The sequence below is a fragment of the Herbaspirillum sp. NPDC101396 genome, assembly GCF_044767365.1.
Taxonomy (GTDB): domain Bacteria; phylum Pseudomonadota; class Gammaproteobacteria; order Burkholderiales; family Burkholderiaceae_D; genus Herbaspirillum.
This window is the reverse complement of sequence record NZ_JBIWNT010000007.1, coordinates 193,166-215,848: the sequence shown is the minus strand read 5'-3', so window position 1 is coordinate 215,848 and position 22,683 is coordinate 193,166. Positions and strand designations below refer to the sequence as shown.

At 62.8% G+C, this 22,683-nt stretch carries 20 protein-coding genes; 7 read left to right on the top strand and 13 right to left on the bottom strand.

Annotated features, from left to right (window positions below; translation table 11 throughout):
- Nucleotides 1-48: 48 nt before the first annotated feature.
- The 3 genes from ACIROY_RS23030 (at nucleotide 49) to ACIROY_RS23020 (ending at nucleotide 4,228) form a co-directional block, all read left to right on the top strand.
- Nucleotides 49-633, top strand: coding sequence for a fimbrial protein (locus ACIROY_RS23030; RefSeq protein WP_402278409.1), 585 nt, complete (start codon nucleotides 49-51; stop codon nucleotides 631-633).
- A gap of 126 nt (nucleotides 634-759) precedes the next feature.
- Complete coding sequence (locus ACIROY_RS23025; protein ID WP_402278411.1) at nucleotides 760-1,518, top strand: molecular chaperone; 759 nt, start codon at nucleotides 760-762, stop codon at nucleotides 1,516-1,518.
- An 85-nt stretch (nucleotides 1,519-1,603) separates the two neighbouring features.
- On the top strand, nucleotides 1,604-4,228 hold the full coding sequence (locus tag ACIROY_RS23020; RefSeq protein WP_402278413.1) for a fimbria/pilus outer membrane usher protein: 2,625 nt from the start codon (nucleotides 1,604-1,606) through the stop codon (nucleotides 4,226-4,228).
- Nucleotides 4,229-4,322: 94 nt separating this feature from the next.
- Here ACIROY_RS23020 and ACIROY_RS23015 read toward each other — a convergent pair whose 3' ends face one another.
- The 13 genes from ACIROY_RS23015 to paaY form a co-directional block, all read right to left on the bottom strand.
- Nucleotides 4,323-5,117 carry an enoyl-CoA hydratase-related protein gene (locus ACIROY_RS23015; RefSeq protein WP_402344480.1) on the bottom strand — a complete coding sequence of 265 codons (795 nt, stop codon included), beginning with the start codon at nucleotides 5,115-5,117 and terminating at the stop codon, nucleotides 4,323-4,325.
- Between the two features lie 14 nt (nucleotides 5,118-5,131).
- The gene (gene pcaF / locus ACIROY_RS23010) at nucleotides 5,132-6,334 is read right to left on the bottom strand and encodes a 3-oxoadipyl-CoA thiolase (RefSeq protein WP_402344477.1); all 1,203 of its coding nucleotides are present in this window, start codon (nucleotides 6,332-6,334) and stop codon (nucleotides 5,132-5,134) included.
- Between the two features lie 51 nt (nucleotides 6,335-6,385).
- On the bottom strand, nucleotides 6,386-7,729 hold the full coding sequence (gene paaK / locus ACIROY_RS23005; protein WP_402278419.1) for a phenylacetate--CoA ligase PaaK: 1,344 nt from the start codon (nucleotides 7,727-7,729) through the stop codon (nucleotides 6,386-6,388).
- A gap of 58 nt (nucleotides 7,730-7,787) precedes the next feature.
- Nucleotides 7,788-8,303 carry a hydroxyphenylacetyl-CoA thioesterase PaaI gene (gene paaI, locus ACIROY_RS23000; RefSeq protein ID WP_402278421.1) on the bottom strand — a complete coding sequence of 172 codons (516 nt, stop codon included), beginning with the start codon at nucleotides 8,301-8,303 and terminating at the stop codon, nucleotides 7,788-7,790.
- The gene (gene paaH, locus ACIROY_RS22995; RefSeq protein WP_402344474.1) at nucleotides 8,296-9,840 is read right to left on the bottom strand and encodes a 3-hydroxyacyl-CoA dehydrogenase PaaH; all 1,545 of its coding nucleotides are present in this window, start codon (nucleotides 9,838-9,840) and stop codon (nucleotides 8,296-8,298) included. Before paaH ends, paaI begins: the two co-directional genes overlap by 8 nt.
- 2 nt (nucleotides 9,841-9,842) lie before the next feature.
- Nucleotides 9,843-10,634: a 2-(1,2-epoxy-1,2-dihydrophenyl)acetyl-CoA isomerase PaaG gene (gene paaG, locus ACIROY_RS22990; protein WP_402344471.1), complete on the bottom strand. Its 792-nt coding sequence runs from the start codon at nucleotides 10,632-10,634 to the stop codon at nucleotides 9,843-9,845.
- Between the two features lie 17 nt (nucleotides 10,635-10,651).
- The gene (gene paaN, locus ACIROY_RS22985; protein WP_402344468.1) at nucleotides 10,652-12,310 is read right to left on the bottom strand and encodes a phenylacetic acid degradation protein PaaN; all 1,659 of its coding nucleotides are present in this window, start codon (nucleotides 12,308-12,310) and stop codon (nucleotides 10,652-10,654) included.
- 77 nt (nucleotides 12,311-12,387) lie between these two features.
- Nucleotides 12,388-13,461, bottom strand: a complete 1,074-nt coding sequence (paaE, locus tag ACIROY_RS22980; protein WP_402278428.1) for a 1,2-phenylacetyl-CoA epoxidase subunit PaaE — start codon at nucleotides 13,459-13,461, stop codon at nucleotides 12,388-12,390.
- 51 nt (nucleotides 13,462-13,512) lie between these two features.
- Nucleotides 13,513-14,052: a 1,2-phenylacetyl-CoA epoxidase subunit PaaD gene (paaD, locus tag ACIROY_RS22975; protein ID WP_402344465.1), complete on the bottom strand. Its 540-nt coding sequence runs from the start codon at nucleotides 14,050-14,052 to the stop codon at nucleotides 13,513-13,515.
- A complete protein-coding gene (paaC, locus tag ACIROY_RS22970) occupies nucleotides 14,049-14,801 on the bottom strand; it encodes a 1,2-phenylacetyl-CoA epoxidase subunit PaaC (RefSeq protein ID WP_402344462.1) in 753 nt (250 codons plus the stop codon). The genes paaD and paaC overlap by 4 nt, the downstream gene beginning before the upstream one ends.
- 22 nt (nucleotides 14,802-14,823) lie before the next feature.
- On the bottom strand, nucleotides 14,824-15,108 hold the full coding sequence (gene paaB / locus ACIROY_RS22965) for a 1,2-phenylacetyl-CoA epoxidase subunit PaaB (protein ID WP_016836359.1): 285 nt from the start codon (nucleotides 15,106-15,108) through the stop codon (nucleotides 14,824-14,826).
- A gap of 93 nt (nucleotides 15,109-15,201) precedes the next feature.
- A complete protein-coding gene (paaA, locus tag ACIROY_RS22960; protein ID WP_402278433.1) occupies nucleotides 15,202-16,191 on the bottom strand; it encodes a 1,2-phenylacetyl-CoA epoxidase subunit PaaA in 990 nt (329 codons plus the stop codon).
- A gap of 106 nt (nucleotides 16,192-16,297) precedes the next feature.
- The gene (gene paaY, locus ACIROY_RS22955; RefSeq protein ID WP_116435407.1) at nucleotides 16,298-16,900 is read right to left on the bottom strand and encodes a phenylacetic acid degradation protein PaaY; all 603 of its coding nucleotides are present in this window, start codon (nucleotides 16,898-16,900) and stop codon (nucleotides 16,298-16,300) included.
- Nucleotides 16,901-17,301: 401 nt separating this feature from the next.
- Here paaY and ACIROY_RS22950 point away from each other — a divergent pair, with 401 nt between their 5' ends.
- From ACIROY_RS22950 to ACIROY_RS22935, 4 genes are all read left to right on the top strand, one after another.
- The gene (locus ACIROY_RS22950; protein WP_402278436.1) at nucleotides 17,302-17,916 is read left to right on the top strand and encodes a TetR/AcrR family transcriptional regulator; all 615 of its coding nucleotides are present in this window, start codon (nucleotides 17,302-17,304) and stop codon (nucleotides 17,914-17,916) included.
- 217 nt (nucleotides 17,917-18,133) lie between these two features.
- A complete protein-coding gene (locus ACIROY_RS22945) occupies nucleotides 18,134-19,246 on the top strand; it encodes an ABC transporter substrate-binding protein (RefSeq protein WP_402278774.1) in 1,113 nt (370 codons plus the stop codon).
- Between the two features lie 152 nt (nucleotides 19,247-19,398).
- A complete protein-coding gene (gene paaZ / locus ACIROY_RS22940; RefSeq protein ID WP_402278438.1) occupies nucleotides 19,399-21,453 on the top strand; it encodes a phenylacetic acid degradation bifunctional protein PaaZ in 2,055 nt (684 codons plus the stop codon).
- 177 nt (nucleotides 21,454-21,630) lie between these two features.
- On the top strand, nucleotides 21,631-22,683 hold the full coding sequence (locus ACIROY_RS22935; protein ID WP_402278440.1) for a branched-chain amino acid ABC transporter permease: 1,053 nt from the start codon (nucleotides 21,631-21,633) through the stop codon (nucleotides 22,681-22,683).

Genomic DNA, 22,683 nt, shown 5'->3' with positions numbered 1-22,683 from the left:
CATCTGCATGAATTGCGAAAAATTTTAAATTCCATTTGGAGTATCAACATGAAAAAAATCATCCTGTCTTCGTTGCTGGTGATCGCGGCAGCACCAGTTCTTTCCCAAGCGGCTGACGGTACCATCACCTTCAACGGTAATGTCACCGGTCAGACCTGCAGCATCAGCGGCAACGGTGGTACCAAGGACTTCACAGTTAAATTGGACTCTGCTCCAACTTCTGCGCTTGCCGGTAAGGGTCAAACTGCTGTTGTCCGGAACGATACGATCAGATTCGTTCTGACCGGTTGCACCAATAACGGCGCCACTCCTGCCGCGAACGGCGCTGTCCGCGTCCGATTTGACGGCGGTCCGACAGTGAATCCTACGACGCATCGTCTGATCAATACCACTGGTGCGAATTTTGCCACCAATGTTGAAATCGGTTTGATCAATTCGGACTTCTCGGATATCAATATCGGCGGCGATCAAAACACAGGTGGCAATCCCTATATCCCGATCACCGGCGACACTTCTGCAACCCCCAGCACCGGCACCGCGACAGTCGTCTACGGCACCAAGTATGTGGCAACTGGCATAGCAACAAGAGGTCAGGTCGTTACCACAGTTCAGTACAGCCTCGATTTTCAATAAGTCGTCCGGTTCAAAAAAGCGCCGGTCTTGGGCCGGCTTTTTTTGACGCCATCTTTGCACCTGAGTCCGGGTGTCGGGCATCAGCCTCATGCATCCGGGCTCATCAACAGCAAATAAGGGATACCTATGAAACGCACCATAACAAGAACAGCCGTTGCCTTGCTGTTGGCTGCCGGCGCCGCCTCCAGCTGGGCAAGCGTGATTATCCACGGCACGCGCGTGATTTTTCCGTCCAGCGAAAAAGAAGTGTCCGTACGCCTCAGCAACGAAGGGCAATCGCCAGGTCTGATCCAGATGTGGATGGACGCAGGCAACCCCGATGCCAAACCGGATGAAACCAAAGTGCCGTTCATCCTGACGCCGCCGTTGTTCCGTATCGAACCGGGCAAGGGACAGACCCTGCGCATGATCTACACGCGCGAGCCCCTGCCGCAGGACAGGGAATCGGTTTTCTACCTGAACCTGCTCGAAGTGCCGCCGCGGCCGGTCGATCTGGACGCGGAAAACGTCAACTTCATGCAGATGGCCTTCCGTACACGCATCAAGGTGTTCTACCGTCCCAAGGCCCTGGACAACCAAGAGGCCTATTACAAGGTGCCATCGCAGATGACATGGACAGTCGTGCGCGAAGACGCCGGTTACGCGCTCGAGGTCAAGAACCCGTCGCCGTATTACTACAACCTGATCAATGCCGGCCTGGCCGCGTCGGTGGAAGGCGGAAAAGACATCATGAATAGCGAAGGCGGCATGGTCGAGCCGGGCGGCACCCAGCGATATCCGCTCAAGGACCTCAAGAGCATGCCGGCTGCGGGGCAAAAAGTGAAGTTCGAATTCCTGAATGACTATGGCGCCGGCGTTGTCGGCGAAGGCGTGTTATCGAAGTGATCGTCCGGGCGGTGAACATATCGCCGTGCCATTTTTACCCTCATTGAAACGCAGCAGGCCCTCGCAAGAGGGCAAAGCAGAAACCATGAAACCCATTCGACAGACGTTCAAGCGCAAGCCCTTATGCAACATGATCCTGATCATGCTTGCCGCGTTGCCGGCCAGCGCCGCTTACGCGGAAAAGAAGCCGACTACCCTGGCGCAGGCACAGTTCAACGACCAGTTCCTGCAGCGCAAGGATGGCAAGTCGGTCGATTTGTCGCGCTTCCAGAACGGCAATCCGGTCCAGGCCGGGTCGTATCGCGCCGACGTCTACGTGAATGACTCCTGGATGGGGCGGTCGGATGTGGTGATGCGCAGTGTCAATGGCGATCCGACCAACGTGGTGTTCTGTGCGGATCGTGCTTTCCTCGACATGGCCGGTGTCGACTTCGCCAAACTCTCGCCCGAGGCGCTGGCGATCATCAAGCAGGCAGCACCGGAAAGCTGCCTCGATATTGAAGAACTGATTCCCAGTGCGACCGCATCGTTCGACAATGCCGAACTGCGCCTGAATGTCAGTATTCCGCAGATTGCGCTGCGCCGGCAGGCGCGCGGCTACGTCAGTCCGGAATTCTGGGATCGCGGCGTCAATGCGGGGATCCTCGGCTACAACTTCAATACCTATCGCACCAGCACGCCTGGAGCGCCGTCCAATTCATCCTCTTATCTGGGTCTCAACGGCGGCATCAATCTGGGCGACTGGCGCCTGCGCAATTTTTCGGCGGTGACGAAACAAAGCGGCGGTCAGACGCGTTTCCAGAATACCGCGACCTATCTGCAGCGCGATCTCATCGACCTGAAAAGCCAGCTGACCATCGGCGACACGTTCACGCCAGGTAATTTTTTCGACAGTTTCTCGTTCCGTGGCGTGCGGCTGGCATCGGATGATCGCATGCTGCCGGACTCCCTCAGCGGCTATGCGCCGGTGGTGCGCGGTGTCGCCAAAACGAACGCCAAGGTGACGGTGTCCCAGGGCGGCAACATCCTCTATGAAACCACGGTCGCTCCCGGTCAGTTCGAGATCAACGATCTGTACGCCACCGGTTACGGCGGCGACCTGACGGTCGTCGTCACGGAAGCTGACGGCAGCCGCAGCAGTTTCACCATCCCGTATTCATCAGTGGCGCGATTGCTGCGCCCAGGCGTCGGCCGCTACAGCGTCACCGCCGGTCGCACACGCAGCTACGGATTGTCGCAGGCCAATTTCGTCCAGGCGACGTATGAGCGCGGCATGACCAACAGCGTCACGCTGTTCGGCGGCGCCCAGGCGGCCAACGATTATCTGTCGGCGGTAGGCGGCGCGGCGCTCAACACCGAGGTCGGCGCGTTCTCGGCCAGCATGACGCAGTCGCACGCCAAGGTGTCGGAACAGGAGACGCGTTCCGGTCAGAGCTACCGGGCCGATTACAGCAAGTTGCTGAAAGACACCGGCACCAATCTGTCACTGGCGGCATATCGGTATTCCAGCGCAGGTTTCATGCGCCTGCAGGACCTGTTGGCGGCAAAAGACCAGATCGCAAGAGGATTGCCCGGCAGTCAGATCGACCGCCAACGCAGCCAGCTGCAATTGTTGGTCAATCAGTCCCTGGGCGACAAGAATGGTTCCTTCTACCTCAGCAGTTCGATGCAGAACTACTGGAACCGCGACGGCTCGACACTGCAATACCAGGCCGGCTACAACAACAACTGGAAGATGATCAGCTACAGCGTCTACATGCAGCGCCAGAAAGACTTGGCCACCGGCGCCACCAGCACCCAGTACTACGCCAGCGCCAGCATGCCGCTCGGACGCGAAGTGCATTCGCCGATGATGACGGCCAGCGTCAGCAAGGACAGCGCCGGCGGCACCAGTTTGCAATCGACACTCGGCGGCGTGCTGGGAGAGGACAATGCGTTCAGCTATGGTGTCAGCGCAGGCAAGAACCCGGGTTCCTCGACCGCGTCGGTCAATGGCCAGTACCGGGCCGCTTACGCCAATGTCGGCGGCAGCTACGGTTATACGACCGGCGGTTCGACGCAAATGTCGGCGCAGGTGTCCGGCGCCATCGTCGCGCATCCGGGCGGCGTGACGCTGGCCCAATCGGTGGGTGAAACCATCGGTATCGTCGAGGCGCGCGACGCCGAAGGCGCCATGGTCAACACCGCCGGCGTGCGGGTGGACGGTCGCGGCTACGCCGTCGTGCCTTACATGACGCCATACCGTCTCAATGAAATTGCCCTTGATCCCAAGGGTACCTCTACCGACGTCGAACTGGCGGTGACCAGCCAGCGCGTTGCGCCGCGGGCAGGGGCAGTGGTGATGTTGAAATATCCGACCGTGAGCGGCCGCTCCATGCTGTTGCAGGTGACGCTGCCGAACGGCGATGCGGTGCCGTTCGGCGCCGAAGCGCTGGATGACAAGGGCAACTCGATCGGTCTGGCCGGGCAGGGCGGCCGTGTGTTCGTGCGCACCACCAACGAGGATCAGGGAAGCCTTCAGATGCGTTGGGGACCTGCGGCGACCCAGCAATGTTCGGTGCAGTACCAGCTGCCGCCGCGCCCGACGGACGCCAAAGGCATCGTGTTCGACACGGCGGAAGCGCGCTGCGAGTTCACGCCTCAGGCAGCGAGCAAGAAGCCGGACCTCAATATCGTCGGCAAAGTCGCAAGCCCGAGCGTGACGCGCTAATCAACTGCGTCCCCTCAAAGAAAAAGCCGTCCACGAGACGGCTTTTTCCATGGGATTGCCGCGTCACCGGCATCGGAAAGAATGCAGACCCGATTCAGCGTCCGACAAACTTCGCTGCGCGCTTTTCCTTGAACGCGGCGATTCCCTCACGGCGATCTTTGCTGGCTGCCAGCAGCGAGAAGGACTTGCGCTCCAGGTTCAGGCCGGCTTCCAAGCCCAGCTCATATGACTTGAGCATGGCTTCCTTTGCCAGCCGCAACGCCAGCGGCGACTTGGCGGCGATGGTCTCGGCCAGCGCCAGCGTGCGCGGCAGCGTTTGCTCATCGTCGGCAACTTCGGCAATCAGGCCCGCAGACAAAGCATCGTCAGCCGACAAGAACTCTCCGCTCAGGACCATCTTCATCGCCAGCGGCTTGCCGACCGTACGGATCAGGCGCTGCGTGCCGCCTGCGCCGGGGATGGTGCCGAGGTTGATTTCCGGTTGGCCGATCTTGGCGCCGCGCCCGGCGATGGCGATGTCGGCGTGCATCAGCATTTCGCAGCCGGCGCCCAGCGCGTAACCATTGACGGCGGCCAGCAGCGGCTTGCTGAATCCGGCGATGGCTTTCCAGTATTGCGGACGGACGTCGAGCAGGGCGCCGATGGCGTCGGTTTGCGCCATCTCGTTGATGTCGGCGCCGGCGGCGAATACTTTCGCGCCGCCGGTGATAACCACCACGCGGATGCTGTCGTCGGCTTCCGCCAGCGCCAGCTCTGCGGCGATTTCGCGCAGGCTGTTGTTGCGCAGCGCATTGCGCACGTCCGGGCGGTTGAGCGTGATCAGCAGCACGTGCGCGCTGCTGCGTTCAACCAGGATGTCCTGATGGGCGGTGACAGGTTGGTCGCTCATGGAGTGGCCGCCCTTCAGACGCGTTCGATGATCACGGCGATACCCTGGCCGACGCCGATGCACATGGTGCACAGCGCGTAGCGGCCGCCGGTGCGTTCCAGCTGGTTGATCGCGGTGGTGATCAGGCGTGCACCGGATGCGCCCAGCGGGTGGCCGATGGCGATGGCGCCGCCGTTCGGATTGACGTGGGCGGCATCGTCCGCCAGCCCGAGGTCGCGCGTGACTGCCAGGCCTTGCGCGGCGAAGGCTTCATTGAGTTCGATCACATCCATTTGTTCCAGCGTCAGTCCGGTCTGGGCCAACACCTTGCGCGACGCCGGCGACGGGCCGAAGCCCATGATGCGCGGCGCCAGGCCCGCTGTGGCCATGCCCAGCACCTTGGCGCGCGGCTTCAATTTGTAGCGGTCGACGGCGGCAGCCGAAGCCAGCAGCACGGCGCAGGCGCCGTCGTTGACGCCAGAGGCGTTGCCGGCGGTGACGGTGCCATCCGGACGGACCACGCCTTTCAGGCGGCCCAGCGCTTCGACCGTGGTGTCAGGGCGCGGATGCTCGTCGTCCTTGACGATCTTGGGATCGCCCTTCTTTTGCGGGATCGTGACCGGCACGATTTCGCCGGCGAAGAAACCGGCTGCATTGGCGGCGGCCCAGCGTTGCTGACTGCGCACGGCGAAGGCGTCCTGGTCGGCGCGGTTGATGTTGAACTCGTCAGCCACGTTTTCTGCCGTCTCCGGCATGGAGTCGATGCCGTATTTGGCCTTCATCAGCGGATTGATGAAACGCCAACCGATGGTGGTGTCTTCGATCTTTGCCGAGCGTGAGAAGGCAGACTCCGCCTTGGCCATCACGAACGGCGCGCGCGTCATGCTTTCCACGCCGCCGGCGATCACCAGGTCGCATTCCCCGGCCTTGATGGCGCGGGCGGCGGTGCCCACCGCATCCATGCTCGAGCCGCACAGGCGGTTCAAGGTAGTGCCCGGCACCTCGACCGGCAAGCCGGCCAGCAGGCCTGCCATGCGCGCCACGTTGCGGTTGTCTTCACCGGCCTGGTTGGCGCAGCCGTAGATGATGTCGTCGACCTTGGTCCAGTCGACGCCGGGATTGCGTTCGATCAGCGCACGGATCGGCAACGCGGCCAGGTCATCGGCGCGTACGCCGGCCAGGGCGCCGCCGAAGCGGCCGAAAGGGGTGCGGATGGCGTCGCAGATAAAAGCTTCCATGATGTTCCTTGTCTGTTGCCTGATGGCTGAATAGGGGTTGGTTCGTGTTGTTCAGATCGCGCCGGTCGGCGCTTCATGCACCACCTTCGGACGCTGGTCGATCACGCGCTTGGCCTTGCCCACGGCTGACCGCTCGATCTTGCCGCTGGCCACCACCTGCACCGCCGTGGTCACGCCCACGTGCGTCTTGATGTGATGCTGCAGCTCGTTCGCCAGCGCATCAATGTCGCCCGCCGACAGCGCAACTTCGGGACGCAGTTCGACCGTCACGCCCAAGGTGTCGAGATGGCCGTTGCGACCGACCACCAGCTGATACTGCGGCGCCAGCTTCGGCATCTTCAGGATCAGTTCTTCGATCTGGGTCGGGAACACGTTCACGCCGCGGATGATCAGCATGTCGTCGGAGCGGCCTGTGATCTTGCCGATGCGGCGCATCGAGCGCGAGGTCGCCGGCAGCAGGCGTGTCAGGTCGCGCGTGCGGTAGCGGATGATCGGCAGCGCTTCCTTGGTCAGCGAGGTGAACACCAGCTCGCCGTCGGAACCGTCGGGCAGCACTTCGCCGGTTTCCGGGTTGATGATTTCGGGATAAAAATGGTCTTCCCAGATCACCGGGCCGTCCTTGCTTTCGATGCATTCGCTGGCCACGCCCGGTCCCATGACTTCCGACAAGCCGTAGATGTCGACCGCGTCGATGCCGGCGCGCGCCTGGATTTCGGCGCGCATGGCGTCGGTCCACGGCTCGGCGCCGAAGATGCCGACCTTGAGCGAACTGTCGACCGCATCCAGACCCTGGCGTTGGAATTCTTCAATGATGTTGAGCATGTACGACGGCGTCACCATGATGATGCTCGGCTTGAAATCCTGGATCAGCTGGACTTGTTTTTCAGTCTGGCCGCCCGACATCGGGATCACCGTGCAGCCCAGCTTCTCGGCGCCGTAGTGCGCGCCCAGGCCGCCGGTGAACAGGCCATAGCCGTAGGAGATATGCACGATGTCGCCCTTGCGGCCGCCCGCTGCGCGGATCGAACGCGCCACCACGGTGGCCCAGGTGTCGATGTCGTTCTGGGTGTAGCCGACCACGGTCGGCTTGCCGGTGGTGCCGCTGGAGGCGTGGATGCGCACGACCTGCTCGCGCGGCACTGCGAACATGTTGAACGGGTAGTTGTCGCGCAGGTCCTTCTTGCCCGTGAACGGGAATTTTGCCAGGTCGGCCAGCGTCTTCAGGTCGTCCGGATGCACGCCGGCGGCGTCGAACGAGGCGCGGTAATGCGGCACATTGTCGTAGGCGTGCTTGAGCGACCATTTCAGGCGCTGCAATTGCAAGGACTGCAGCTCGTCCTTGCTGGCGGTTTCGATGGCTTCCAGGTCGCCTGGTTGTGGGGTGCGTTGTGGCATGGTGGTCTCCGTGAGGGCTCTGCTCTATTGTGTAATGGGTAATTTCGTGTTCAGCACGTCAGGCTGCAGCGGCGCGCGCCAGCGCCGTGGCGTCCAGTCCGGCGATGACTTCGCCCTTGATGCGATAGGACTTGCCGCGGAACAGCGCGATGCGCTTGCCGTCCTGGTTGGTGACGGTGATGTCGTAGACGCCGGTGCGTCCCGCCAGCGATTGCTCGATGGCTTCCGCCGTCAGCACGTCGTTGACCGCGCCGGGCGCCAGGTACTCGATGCTGCAGCCGGAGGCGACCGTGGCCTGGTTGCGGCTGTTGCATGAGAATGCGAACGCGCTGTCGGCCAGCGCGAAGATGAAGCCGCCGTGGCAGGACGCATGGCCGTTGAGCATGTCTGAACGCACCAGCATCGACAGCCGCGCATAACCGGGACGCACTTCATGGATCTTCATGCCCAGCGCCTGTGTGGCGTTGTCGCGTGCATACATGGACTTGGCGGTGGCTTCGGCCAGGGCCTGTGCTTCTTCGGGGTTGAGCGCAACCGCGGGCACAGCAGCGGCGTTGATGATTGCTTCAGCCATGGAACTTTCCTTTGCTTGCGGTTTTTCTCATGATCAGCGGCGACACGCGGTAGCGGTCTTCACCATAGGCGGCGGCCAGGTGCGACAGCACTTCGGCGATGGTGTCGAGCCCGATGGCGTCGGCCCAGGCCAGTGGTCCGCGCGGATAATTGACGCCTTTCTGCATCGCCATGTCGGCGTCGGCGGCGCTGCACACGCCCTGGTTGACGGTGTCGGCGGCTTCGTTGGCGAGCATCGCCACCGTGCGCATGACTGCCATGCCCGGCACGTCGTCCAGACGCGAAACGGCAAAGCCGGCCGCCTGCAGCAGCGCAACAATCGAGGAATAGGCGGCGTCGCTGCACTGATCGGCGCGCGTCACGGCCACGCGCGTGGCCTTGCCGAAGTCCAGCGTCAGGTCGATCAGCACGGTATCGGCATGACGGTTGTCGGCGGCGCGCTGCGTGGCGCTGCGGCCGTCGGTCAGATAGGCGCGGGCGCTGCCGCACTGGAGCACTGCATTATCGGCGCCGGGAGTGCTGCTACGTTCTACGCTGACGTTGCCCAGTCGTGCAGCCAGCGCCTCGGCCAGCGCGCCGGTGCCGAACAGCTGTACCGCCTGCGCCGCACGTTCAAAGGAGCCCTCGGTAGCCGGCGTCGGTGCGACGGCATCCGTGCCGTAGCGATAGAAGCCGCGTCCGCTCTTGCGCCCGAGGAAGCCGGCGTTGACCAACTCCTGCTGAATCAGCGACGGCGTAAAGCGCGGATCGGTGAAGTAGGCGTTGAATACCGACTGCGTCACTGCAAAGTTGACGTCATGACCGATCAGGTCCATCAGCTCGAACGGTCCCATGCGGAAGCCGCCGGCTTCGCGCAGGATGGCGTCGATGGTGGCCGGTTCGGCCGCTTGCTCATTGAGGATGCGCAGGGCTTCGGCGTAGTAGGGACGCGCCACGCGATTGACGATGAAGCCCGGCGTCGATTTGGTGTGCACCGGATTCTTGCCCCAGGCCAGCGCGGTGTCGTACACGCACTCGGCCACGGCGGCATCGCTGGCCAGGCCGCTGATGATTTCGACCAGGGCCATCAACGGCACCGGGTTGAAGAAATGCATGCCCACCAGTCGTTGCGGCAACCGTAGCGCGGCGCCGATGCTGGTGATGGAAATCGACGAAGTGTTGCTGGCGAAGATGCAGTCGTCCGCGACCACGGCTTCCAGGTCGGCGAACAGCTTGCGCTTGACGTCGAGGTTTTCGACGATGGCTTCGACCACCAGGCCGGCTTCAGCCAGCTCGGACAAGGCCGCCGCCGGACGCAGGCGCGCCGTGGCGGCGCGCGCTTCGTCGGCCGTCATGCGGCCCTTGTCGGCCAGCTTGCTGAACATGCCGCCGATATCGGCGATCGCTTTCGCCACCGCTTCGGCGCGCGTGTCGAACAGCTGCACGGTGTAGCCGGCCGCTGCCGCCACTTGCGCGATGCCGGCGCCCATGGCGCCGCTGCCGATGACGGCAACAGTGCGCGAACGCGCCAACGCTTTGGATTGATTGCTGCCGGACATGCTCATTCTCCGGTGAACAGCGGCGCGAGCTTTTCAAGGAAGGCCGTGACGCCTTCCTTGTAGTCGCGGCTGTAGCCTAGCGCGCGCATGCTGTCGCGTTCCAGCGCCAGCTGTTCGGTCAGGGTATTGGCCGGGCTCTGATAGATCGCCGCCTTGGTGTGCGCCAGACCCTTGGTCGGCGCGGTGGCGAAATGTTGCGCCATGGCGCGCGCTTCAGTTTGCAATTTGTCGTCGTCGACGCATTTCCAGATCAGGCCCCATTGCTCGGCTTGTTCGGCGCTCAGCTTGTTGCCCAGCATCGCCAGGCCCATGGCGCGCGCGGTGCCGACCAGGCGCGGCAGGAAGTAGGTGCCGCCGGTATCCGGCAGCAGGCCCAGCTTGCAGAACACTTCCACGAAGCTGGCCGAACGCGCCGCCAGCACGATGTCGCACGCCAGCGGAATATTGGCGCCGGCGCCAGCGGCCACGCCATTGACCGCGCAGATCACCGGGAAGGGCAGGGCGCGCAGCGTCTGCACCAGCGGGCCGTAGTATTTTTCAATCGATTCGCCCAGATCGACGGCGCCGTCGCCCGGCTTCACCGCGCGGTCGGACAAGTCCTGCCCGGCGCAGAAGCCGCGACCCGCGCCGGTCAGCAGCAAGACGCGCACGCCGGCGTCGGCCTTGATTTTTTCCAGCGCATCGCGCACTTCCAGATGCATGGCGACGGTGAAGCTGTTGAGCTTGTCGGGCCGGTTCAGCGTGATGACGGCGACGCCGTCGGTGTTTTCAAACAGGATGGATTCGTATTGCATGGCGGGTTCCTAAACGATCAGACAGGTTCGCGGGTCTGCACCACGCGGAAGCGGCTTGCGACAAAGGCCGTATCGGCCAGCGCGGCGTTGGCCGCCGGATTGGCGCCGGTGCCGTGGAAGTCGCTGAAGGCCGCCGACTGATTGACGAACACGCCGCCGGTCAGGTTCAGCGACAGCGCCACGCCGGCTTCGGCGGCGGCATCACCCAGTGCTTCCTTGACGGCGGCATCGGTGGTGTAGGCCGACAGCGTCAGCGCGCCATGTTCGCGCACGGTTTTCTCGGCCAGCCTGATGCTCTCGGCGGTGCTGTCGGTGCCGATGGCAAACGAGATCGGGCCGAAAAATTCTTCCGTCACGGCCTTGCCGCCGACCGCCTTCACCAGCAGCGGCGTACGAATGCGTGCCTCGGGGAATTGCGGATGTTGCAGCGCTGTGCTGTCGAGCACAACCTCGCCGACCTTGCGCGCCGCCTCGATGCGGTCCAGCACGGCAGTGTTCTGGATCGCGCCCAGCAGTTCCACCGCCTTGACCGGATCGCCGGTCAGCTTGTTGATCGCTTCTCCGATCGCCGCCACCACGGCGTCAAAGCTCACGTGGCCTTCGGCGGTGGCTATGCCGTCCTTCGGGATGTAGATGTTTTGCGGCGTGGTGCACATCTGGCCGGAATACAGGACCAGCGAAAACGCGATGTTGCGCGCCATGCCTTTGAAGTCGGCGGTCGAGTCGATGACGATCTGGTTGACGCCGGACTTCTCGGTGAAGACTTGCGCCTGCACCGCATTGCGCTCCAGCCAGTTGCCGTTGGCGGAACTGCCGGTGAAGTCGATCAGCTTGATCTCCGGACGCAGCGCCAGTTCGGTGGCGACCTTGTCGCCGGCTTCATGCGCGACCAGGGTGACGACGTCGGGATTGAAACCGGCTTCGGCGATGACCGCACGCGCGATCTCGACGGTGATCGCCAGCGGCAGGATCGCGCCCGGATGCGGCTTGACGATCACGGTGTTGCCGGTCGCCAGGTCGGCGAACATGCCGGGATAGCTGTTCCAGGTCGGGAAGGTGCAGCAGCCGATCACCAGGCCGATGCCGCGCGGCACGATGCGGAAGCTCTTCTGCATCTTTAGCGGGTCGTGCTTGCCTTGCGGTTTTTCCCAATGCGCGCCGGCCGGGATGCGGCTGGTTTCCTGCCAGGCGTAGGCGATCGCTTCGACTGCGCGGTCCTGCGCATGCGGGCCGCCGGCCTGGAAGGACATCATGTAGGCCTGGCCGGTGGTGTGCATGACGGCATGGGCGATTTCAAAGCTGCGGGCGTTCAGGCGGGCGACAATCTCCAGCGCGACGCCGGCCCAGACTTCCGGTCCGGCCTTGCGCCAGGCGACGCCGGCGGCGGCCACGCCTTGCAGCAGCTGATCGATGTCGGCCTTCGGGTAAGTGATGCCGAGCGCCGGGCCGTAAGGCGAGACTTCATTGCCGGTGCGGCCGGTGGTGCCGGCCTGGTCGATCTCGAACGGACGGTTGAGGCGCGCCTCGTAAGCGGCCTTGCCCTCGTCGGCGGCGGTTTCGCCGTAGACGCGCGGGCTCGGGCTTTCGCTGTACGGGCTCCAGTAGCCGCGTTCACCGATGGCTTGTACCGCTTTATCCAGCGTGGCGCGGTGGCGTTCAAAGAAGGTGGTCGACATGTGGTCTCCTGAATGATTGTGTAGTGGTCGACGTAGGATCAGTTGGGATCAGCGCGGATCAGCTCGGCTCAGCGAGTTTAATTATCCTGATCGAAGTCGATCAGCAGCTTGTCGGTGACCGGGAAGCTCTGGCAGCTCAGCACGAAGCCGCGCGCGATTTCATAGTCTTCCAGGCAGTAGTTGGCGTCCATGTCGACCTTGCCTTCGACGATCTTGCAGCGGCAGGTGGCGCAGACGCCCCCCTTGCACGAATAGCGCATGTCGATGCCGTTCTTGAGGCCGGCGTCGAGCAAGGATTCTTTTTCCTTCTCCATCGTGAAGACGGTGTGGTAACCGTCGACGATCACGGTGACTTCGCATTCCTGCTTGCCGACCACCGGACGTTGCGCCACGGCCTTGTGTTTCGGGATGCTGGCGGCGAACAGTTCGACCTTGATGGCGGACTTGTCCAGGCCGTTGGCCTGCAGCGATGCGCTGACCGCGTTGAGCATCTCTTCCGGGCCACAGATGAAGGCGGCATCGATGTCGTCGAGATCAATCCAGGACTTGAAGAACTGGTCGCATTTTTCGCGCGTGATGCGGCCGTTGAACAACTCGACGTCCTGCTGTTCGCGGCTCATGACGTAGACGATGTTGAGGCGTTCCAGGTAGACGTCCTTCAGATCAGTCAGCTCTTCCTTGAAGATCACCGACGACGACGCGCGGTTGCCGTACACCAGCGTGAAGCGGCTGCCCGGTTCGGCCAGCAGCGTGGTCTTGATGATCGACAGCATCGGCGTGATGCCGCTGCCGGCGGCGAAGGCCAGGTAGTGCTTCTGGTTGGCGGCGTCCAGCGGCAGGTTGAAGTGGCCCATCGGCGGCATCACCTGCAGGCTCTGGCCCGGCTTGAGCGTGTCGTTGGCCCAGGTCGAAAAGACGCCGCCTTGCGTGCGCTTGATCGCCACGCGCAACTGGTCGTCCTGCACCGCCGAGCAGATCGAGTAGGAGCGGCGCAGGTCTTCGCCGTTGATCTCGGAACGCAGCGTCAGGTGCTGGCCCTGCTGGTACTGGAAGGTCTCTTTGAGTTCGGCCGGCACGTCGAACGACACGACGATGGTGTCGCGGGTTTCGTTCTTCACGTTGCCGACGGTCAGAGGATAAAATTTGCTCATGATGGATGTCTGCCTGATGTGCTTGGGACGCCTATTGAGATATCAACGGACTCAATGGGCTTTGAAATAGTCGAACGGCTCCAGGCAATCCTTGCACTGGTACAGGGATTTGCAGGAGGTTGAACCGAACTGGCTGACGACCACGGTATGCATCGAGCCGCAATGCGGGCAGGCCACCTTGGGCGCCTGCAAGCGCTTGCGGCTGATGCCGCTGATGTCGATCACCTGCTGCGCCGGCGGCGCGATGCCGTAGCCCTTGAGCTGGCTCTTGCCGTGCTCGCTCATCCAGTCGGTGCTCCAGGCCGGCGATAGCCGGGTCTGGATGTCGACGCCGGCAATGCCATGCTGCGCCAGCACTGCGACGATCTCCTGGGAAATCACCTGCATGGCGGGGCAGCCGGAATAGGTCGGCGTGATCACGATGGTGCATTGCACTTCCTGCTCGTCGCCCGTGCTGACTTGCACGTCACGCACGATGCCCAGGTCCACCACCGAAATCACCGGGATTTCAGGGTCGGGGACCAGGTGCAGCCAACTCCAGATTTGTTCCTGGAGTTGCTCGGTCGACAGGCTGGAAGCGCTCGCGATCACCAGGTGGCTCCCGGATAGGCGCGCTGCAGGAACTGCATTTCCGCCAGCAGGTAGCCGAGGTGTTCGGTGTGCTTGCCTTGCTTGCCGCCGCTTTGCATCCAGGCGTCGGCCGGCGGCGTCTGCAGGGTGGCTTCGGTCAGGATTTCCTGTACATGCTGCAGCCATTGTGCGCGGATCGCGTCCGGCGCGGGCGCCACACCTTCCTGTTGCATGGCCAGGTCGGCGGCGTCGCTGCTGAACAGTTCGCCGGTGTACGGCCACAGGTAATCGACAGCCTGCTGCACCATGCGATGGCTCAGTTCGGTGCCGTCGCCGAGGCGCACGATCAGGTCGCCGCTGCGGCGTACGTGATAGGTCACTTCCTTGATCGACTTTTGCGCGATCTCGGCGATGCGAGGATCGGTCGAGGTCGTCAGCGCTTCCAGCAGGAAGTAATGCGCCGCGTCGAAGAAGAACTGGCGCACCAGCGTATCCGCGTAGTTGCCGTTGGGCTGTTCGACCAGCAGCACGTTGCTGAACTGATGGGCATCGCGCAGGAAGGCAAGCTGGTCTTCGCTGCGGCCGTCGCCTTCGAGTTCGCCGGCGTAGGACAGCCACATGCGCGCCTGGCCGATCAGGTCCAGGGCGACGTTGGTCAAGGCCATATCCTCTTCCAGGGCAGGGCCCTTGCCGCACCACTCAGACAGGCGCTGGCTGAGGATCAGCGCGTTGTCGCCGAGGCGGCGTACATAAGTTGCTTTATCTGACATGCCGGTTTCCTGAGCGCAAGGGTTAGAGGTTCTTCACTTCTTCCGGCATCGGGAAGAAGGTCGGGTGGCGATACACCTTGTTGTTGGCCGGCTCGAACAGCGCGACCTTGTCGCCCGGGCTGCTGGAGACGATATCCGCGGCGCGCACCACCCAGATGCCGACGCCTTCGTTGCGACGGGTGTAGACGTCGCGCGCATTGTTGATCGCCATCTCGGCGTCAGGCGCGTGCAGGCTGCCGACGTGCTTGTGCGCCAGGCCGTGCTGACTGCGGATGAAAACTTCCCATAGCGGCCATTCTTTACTCATCATCTCTTCCTTTGGACTGGACCGGCCGCACTGCAAGCAAGCAGGCGGGCGGTCGTGGCTGTGTTGTATTGGATTGCGTATTTATGTGGCTACTTATGCGGCAGCTTGCGCCGTCTGTTTCTTGTCGGCGTGGGCGACCAGCGCATCGCGGAACCATGCGCCGTCGTCGTAGGCCTTCTTGCGCGTCTGCAGGCGCTCGCGATTGCAAGGGCCGTTGCCGCGCAGGACGTTGTGGAATTCTTCCCAGTCGATCGCGCCGAAATCGTAGCGGCCGGTTTCCTCGTTCCACTTGAGATCAGGATCGGGCACGGTCAGGCCGAGGTATTCGGCTTGCGGCACGGTCTGGTCGACCATGCGCTGGCGCAGCTCGTCGTTGGAGAACAGCTTGATGCGCCATTGTGCCGACTGCGCGCTGTTGACCGAGGCGGCGTCGGACGGGCCGAACATCATCAGCGACGGCCACCACCAGCGGTTAAGCGCATCCTGCGCCATCTGTTTCTGTTCCGGCGTGCCCTTGCACAGCGACATCATGATGTCGTAGCCCTGGCGCGCATGGAAGGATTCTTCCTTGCAGACGCGTACCATGGCGCGCGCATACGGACCGTAAGAGCAGCGGCACAGCGGGATCTGGTTGATGATCGCGGAGCCGTCCACCAGCCAGCCGATGGCGCCCATGTCGGCCCACGACAGCGTCGGGTAATTGAAAATGCTGGAATACTTGGCCTTGCCCGAATGCAGGTCGGCCAGCAACTGGTCGCGCGATACGCCCAGGGTCTCGGCGGCGCTGTACAGGTACAGGCCGTGGCCGGCTTCATCCTGGATCTTGGCCAGCAGCACGGCCTTGCGCTCCAGCGTCGGTGCGCGCGTGACCCAGTTCGCCTCCGGCAACTGGCCGACGATTTCCGAGTGCGCGTGCTGCGACACCTGGCGGATCAGCGTCTTGCGATAGGCGTCCGGCATCCAATCCTTCGGCTCGATCTTGACGCCTTCGTCGATGCGCGCCTGGAACGCGCGTTCTTCCGCGCTCATCTCGTCAAGCGAGCGCACGTTCTTGAGGCCGGTTTCTACCAGTTGTGCATACATGATGTTCATCTCCACTGAGGTGATAGTGCCGCGCTGATCAATGACCTGAACAGTGATTCACTGCGGCGCGACGGCGTGTTTCTAAATAAGCTAAATGGGTAACGCTTCAGTTCTTCTTTGCCGCGATCAGCGGCTCCACCGCGGGCGCTTTCAATTTCGGCCGATCGGCTTCGATCTCTTGCAGCGGCTGGACTTCCTTCATGCTGGCCAGGCAGCGCTTGGTCAGGTCCTGATAGGTATGCGTGCCTTCTCGCTTCCAGGCGATTTCCTGCTCAGTCAGTTCGCGCAGGATCTTGGCCGGGACGCCGGCGGCCAGCGAGCGCGGCGGCACTTTCATGCCGGCGCGGATGAAGGCGCTGGCGGCGACGATGGCTTCTTCACCGACTTCGGCGTCGTCCATCACCACGGCATTCATGCCGACCAGCGCGTCACGGCGCACGATGCAGCTGTGCAATACGGCGCCGTGGCCGATGTGGCCGTTTTCTTCGATCACCGTGTCATGCGCGGGGAAACCGTGCACCACGCAGGTGTCCTGCACGTTGGAGCCGCGATGCATGACGATGCGGCCGAAATCGCCGCGCAGGCAGGCGGCCGGTCCTATATAGCAATCCGGTCCGACGATCACGTCGCCGATCAACACGGCGGTCGGATGAACGTAGGCGCTGGGATCCACCACCGGGATCACGCCTTCTATCGAATAACACGGCATTGCTCGTCTCCTTGATGACCTGCTTGTCCAGATGTTCCGGCTCTGTTTTTGGCGGGGCGGGGCAATGTAAAAAACATTTGCCTGGCATCCGATTTTGGTTAATAATAAATTCAACCGACCGGTCGGTCAATAATGTTTTGAACTATTTTCGCTATTTGTGTTGCGTTCGCGGCGTGCAGGAGTGCGCGCCAAAGCCGCGCCCAGAGCGGAAGAGCGAGCCATTGTAAAAACGGTCGGAAGATGGTTTGACGTTCTTTCAGCATGTCGCGACATGCCGGAATGCCAGCACGAACTTGCGCAGCGACGAGTGAATGCAAGCCGGTGAGAGCGACAGGTGAAGCTGAATTGGGTCGGATTTACGGCACAATCACGGCTTCTTGGAATTTGTTGAAAGGAAGAAAATGCCACGCAAGCGTGCAGCAGGATTTGATAACCAGCGCGACCTGATCATCGAGCAAGCGGCAACCTTGTTCGCGCGCAATGGTTTTCCCGGCACGTCGATGAATGAAGTGGCGGAGGCTTGCGGCCTGTCGAAGGCATCGCTGTACCACTACATGTCGGACAAATATCAGTTGCTGATGTTTATCTGCGAAGGCCATATCGAGCGCCTGTGCGCTCTGGTCGATGAAGTGGCGCAGCAGGATCTGGCGCCGGAACCGCGCCTGCGCCTGATGGTGCAGCGATTTGTCGAGGAATACGCCGATGCCCAGAACGAGCATCGGGTGCTGACCGAAGATGTGCGCTTCCTGAAAGAGGAAGACCAGCAGCGCATCTTCGCCGGCGAGCGCAAGGTGGTTGGCGCCATGGCGCAGGCAATGATCGGTGTACGGCCCGAGCTGGACGCCAGCAAGATGGCCAAGCCGTTGACGATGCTGCTGTTCGGCATGATCAACTGGATGTTCATGTGGTTGAAGCCCGACGGCGAACTGACCCATGAGCGCATGGCGATGGTGGTGTCGGACCTGCTGTTCGGCGGCATCGGCGCAGTGCGACTGGACGATATCGGCCAGTCCTGAGAAGGAAAAGAATACGGCAGGAATGAGCAAGGCTTCAGATTGAGAGTCGATCATTTCTGCGCAAGAGACGGGGAGGGGACGGTGCAAGCCGCTTCCATCCGGGCAGGACGCTGCAGGCAAACGATGCAGCAAGAAGTGACCAGAAAATCAACCAAGGAGACTGCAAGTGAAATTCGTCCAAAAACTCAACGCCCTGACCACGTCGGTTGCATTGGCAATGCTGGCTTTTGCCGGCGCAGCGCACGCCGACATCAACGTCGGTGTGACCCTCTCGACCACCGGCCCGGCTGCATCGCTCGGCATCCCGGAAAAAAACACCATCGCCCTGCTGCCGACCACCATCGCCGGCCAAAAAGTGAATTACATCGTGCTGGACGACGCCTCCGACACCACCCAGGCAGTCAAGAACACCCGTCGTTTCATCTCCGAAAACAACGTCGACCTGATCATCGGTTCGACCGTGTCGCCGAACTCGCTGTCGATGATTGAAGTGGTCGCCGAAGCGCAGACGCCGATGATTTCGCTGGCCGCCTCGGCGCGCATCGTCGAACCGATGGACGCGAAAAAGAAATGGGTCTTCAAGACTCCGCAAAACGACATCATGATGTCGCTGGCGATCGTGCAGGACATGGTTGCGCGCGGCATCAAGCGTGTCGGCTTCGTCGGTTTTGCGGATGCCTATGGCGAAGGCTGGTATAGCGAATTCAGCAAGGCCGCCGCCTTGAAGAAGGTCGAAGTCGTGGCCAACGAACGTTTTGCACGCAACGATACCTCGGCCACCGCGCAAGCCTTGAAGCTGATGTCGGCCAAGCCTGATGCGATCCTGATCGCCGGCTCCGGCACCCCGGCCGTCGTGCCGCAGCGCGCCCTGGCCGAACGCGGCTACAAGGGCCTGATCTACCAGACCCACGGCGTCGCCAATTCCGACTTCCTGCGCGTAGGCGGCAAGCTGCTGGACAACACCTTGCTGCCGGCCGGCCCCGTGCTGGTGGCGGCGCAACTGCCGGCCGACAATCCAATCCGCAAGGTAGCCCTGGCCTACACCGTCAAGTATGAAGCGGTGCACGGCAAGGATAGCGTCTCGCTGTTCGGCGGCTATGCCTGGGACGCCGGCCTGCTGCTGCAAGCCGCCGCGCCGGAAGCGCTGAAGAAGGGCAAGCCCGGGACGCCTGAATTCCGCGCCGCACTGCGCGACGCGCTGGAAGCCTCCAAAAATGTCAACGGCGTGCACGGCGTCTACAACATGTCGGCCACTGACCACCTCGGCCTGGATCAACGTGCATCGGTGATGGTGAAGATCGTCAACGGCGCATGGAAGTACCAACCGTAAGCGCAACATCGTTACCGGCAATGCGATGACGTAGAAACGGGCAGGGCGGCTGAGGGATGGCTTCCGAGGGGAGGCTTACCTCAGCGCCTTGCCGTTTTAGCGTCCCAACGTCGTCGCTGCCTCAGTTTTTCGAGCACAAATCGGACACAACAATGACAGCACAATCCACACTCTTGCAAAGCTACATCGGCGGCCGCTGGATCGGTTCCACCGCCGCGACGCCGCTCAACAGCGCCGTCAACGGCCGTCTCATCGCCTCCACGCATGCCGAGAGCATCGACTTCGATGAAGCCGTGACCTATGCGCGCAAGCAGGGATTGCCGGCATTGCTGAAGCTCGATTTCCAGCAGCGCGCGGGCATCCTGCGCGCGCTCGCCAAATACCTCAACGAACACAAGGAACAGCTCTACGCCGTCTCCGCGCATACCGGCGCCACGCGCGCCGACAGCTGGATCGACATCGAAGGCGGTTCCGGCACCCTGTTCGCCTACGCCAGCGTGGGCGGCAACGAATTCCCATCGGGTAACCTGGTGCATGAAGGTCCGGCCATCCCGCTGGGCAAGCAGGGCAAGTTCGCCGGCACGCATATTCTGGTGCCGCGCGGCGGCGTCGCCGTGCACATCAACGCCTTCAATTTCCCGGTCTGGGGCATGCTTGAGAAATTCGCGCCGACCTTCCTCGCCGGCATGCCATGCCTGATCAAGCCGGCCACCGCCACCAGCTACCTGACCGAAGCCGCAGTACGCCTGATCAACGCCTCCGGCCTGCTGCCGGCCGGCAGCCTGCAACTGATCATCGGCGGCACCGGCGATCTGCTGGACCGCATGCTGGGCCAGGACGTGGTGACCTTCACCGGCTCGGCCGACACCGCCGCCAAGCTGCGCGTGCATCCGAACCTGATCCGCCATTCCGTTCCTTTCAACGCCGAAGCCGATTCGCTCAACTGCGCCATCCTCGGCCCGGACGTCTCGCCGGACGACGAAGAGTTCGATCTGTTCGTCAAGGAAGTCGCGCGCGAAATGACCACCAAGGCGGGCCAGAAGTGCACCGCGATCCGTCGCGCCATCGTGCCGCGCCAACACATCGACGCCGTCGCCGAACGCCTGCGCGCGCGCCTGGCCAAGACCGTAGTGGGCGACCCGTCGCTGGAACAGGTGCGCATGGGGCCGCTGGCTTCCAAGGCGCAACAGCATGACGTGGCCGAACGCCTGGCGCTGCTCAAGGCCGGCAATGAACAGATCTTCGGCGCCGGCGACGGCTTCAACCCGGTCGGCGATGCGGTTGGTGACGGCGCCTTCTTCGCGCCGACGCTGCTGCTGTGCCGCGACGGCGTGGCCAATCCGGCGGTGCATGATATTGAAGCTTTCGGCCCGGTCAGCACGCTGATCGCCTATGACGATTTCGACGGCGCGCTGGACCTGGCCGCACGCGGCCGCGGCAGCCTGGTCGGCAGCCTCGTGACGCACGATCCCAAGGTCGCCGCCAAGGCCATTCCGATCGCCGCCGCATGGCATGGACGTTTGCTGATCCTCGACCGCGAAGCGGCAGTGGAGTCCACCGGTCACGGCTCGCCCTTGCCGCAACTCAAGCACGGCGGCCCCGGTCGCGCCGGCGGGGGTGAAGAGCTGGGCGGCGCGCGCGCCGTCAAGCACTACCTGCAACGCGCCGCGGTGCAAGGTTCGCCGACCATGCTGGCCGCCGTCACCGGCGAACACGTGCGCGGCGCTGCCGTGCGCGAGTCCGACATCCATCCGTTCCGCCATCACTTCGAAGACCTGCAGATCGGCGACTCGCTGCTGACCCATCGCCGCACCGTCAGCGAAGCCGACATCGTCAACTTCGGCGGCCTGTCGGGCGACTACTTCTACATGCACTTCGACGAGATCGCCGCCAAGGAGTCGCCGTTCGGCAAGCGCATCGCGCACGGCTACTTCGTGCTGTCGGCCGCCGCCGGTCTGTTCGTCTCGCCCGCGCCGGGTCCGGTGCTGGCCAACTACGGCCTGGACACGCTGCGCTTCGTCAAGCCGGTCGGCATCGGCGACACCATCCGCGCACGCCTGACCTGCAAGCGCAAGATCGACCGCAACAAGAAAGACGTCAACGGCGTCGGCCAGGGCGTGGTCGCATGGGATGTCGAAGTGACCAACCAGGACGGTGAACTGGTGGCTTCGTACGACATCCTGACGTTGGTCGCCAAGAAGAACTAATCACGGTAATACCCCGCAACACCCAATAACAAAAAGCCTGCGGCAGCGCTCCTGAATTTCCGGAGTGCGCACGCAGGGCAGAAGGCGACAACCGGCATCGACCGGCATCGCCTTCGACAACACTATTTCAATCTGCACGGCGCGCGCCTGCCGCCATGCAACCAAGGGAGGATGGACGTGGACGCAAGTATCTTTGCGGTCCTGGTGCAAGACGGCATTACGACGGGCGCAATTTACGCCTTGCTGTCGCTGGCATTGGTACTGGTTTTTTCGGTGACGCGAGTCATCTTGTTGCCGCAAGGCGAATTCGTCGCCTTCGGCGCACTGACCCTGGCGGCCATCCAGGGCGGCCATGCGCCGCAATCCGCGCTGCTGATGGTGGCGCTGGGCGTGGCAACCATGCTGTGCGAGCTGGCCAGCAACCTGCGCCGCGCCGATCGCCGCGGCAAGCTGCTCGGTCGGCTGCCGCTGCTGGCGGGCAAATACCTGCTGTTCCCGATCGCCATCTACGCCGTCACGCTCTACGTCCCGCTCAAGGATTTGCCGATGCTGGCGCAGATCGCGCTGGCGCTGGCCATCGTCGTGCCCATGGGCCCGATGGTGTATCGCCTGGCCTATCAGCCGCTGGCGCATGCCAGCATCCTGGTGCTGCTGATCGTCTCGCTCGGCGTGCATCTGGCGATGGTCGGCCTGGGCTTGCTGATGTTCGGTCCGGAAGGCTCCAACACCTTGCCCTTCACCGATGCGCAATTCACCATCGGCGAGATGACGATCTCGGGCCAGAGCCTGATCGTGATCGGCACCGTGATCGCGCTGATCGTCGGCATCTATTTCTACTTTGAACGCACATTGTCGGGCAAAGCTCTACGTGCGACCGCCGTCAACCGCCTCGGCGCACGCCTGGTCGGCATCGGCACCAACCAGGCCGGCAAGCTGTCGTTCACATTGAGCGCCGGCATCGGCGCACTGTGCGGCATCCTGATCGCGCCGTTCACGATCATCAATTACGAATCGGGCTTCCTGATCGCGCTCAAGGGTTTTGTCGGCGCCATTTTCGGCGGCCTGGCCAGCTATCCGATCGCCGCTATCGGCGCGGTCGGCGTCGGCCTGATCGAGAGCTTCTCCTCGTTCTGGGCCAGCTCGTTCAAGGACCTCATCGTCTTCACGGTGATCATCCCCGTCTTGCTGTGGCGCTCGCTCACCAGCAACCACGTCGATGAAGAAGCCTGA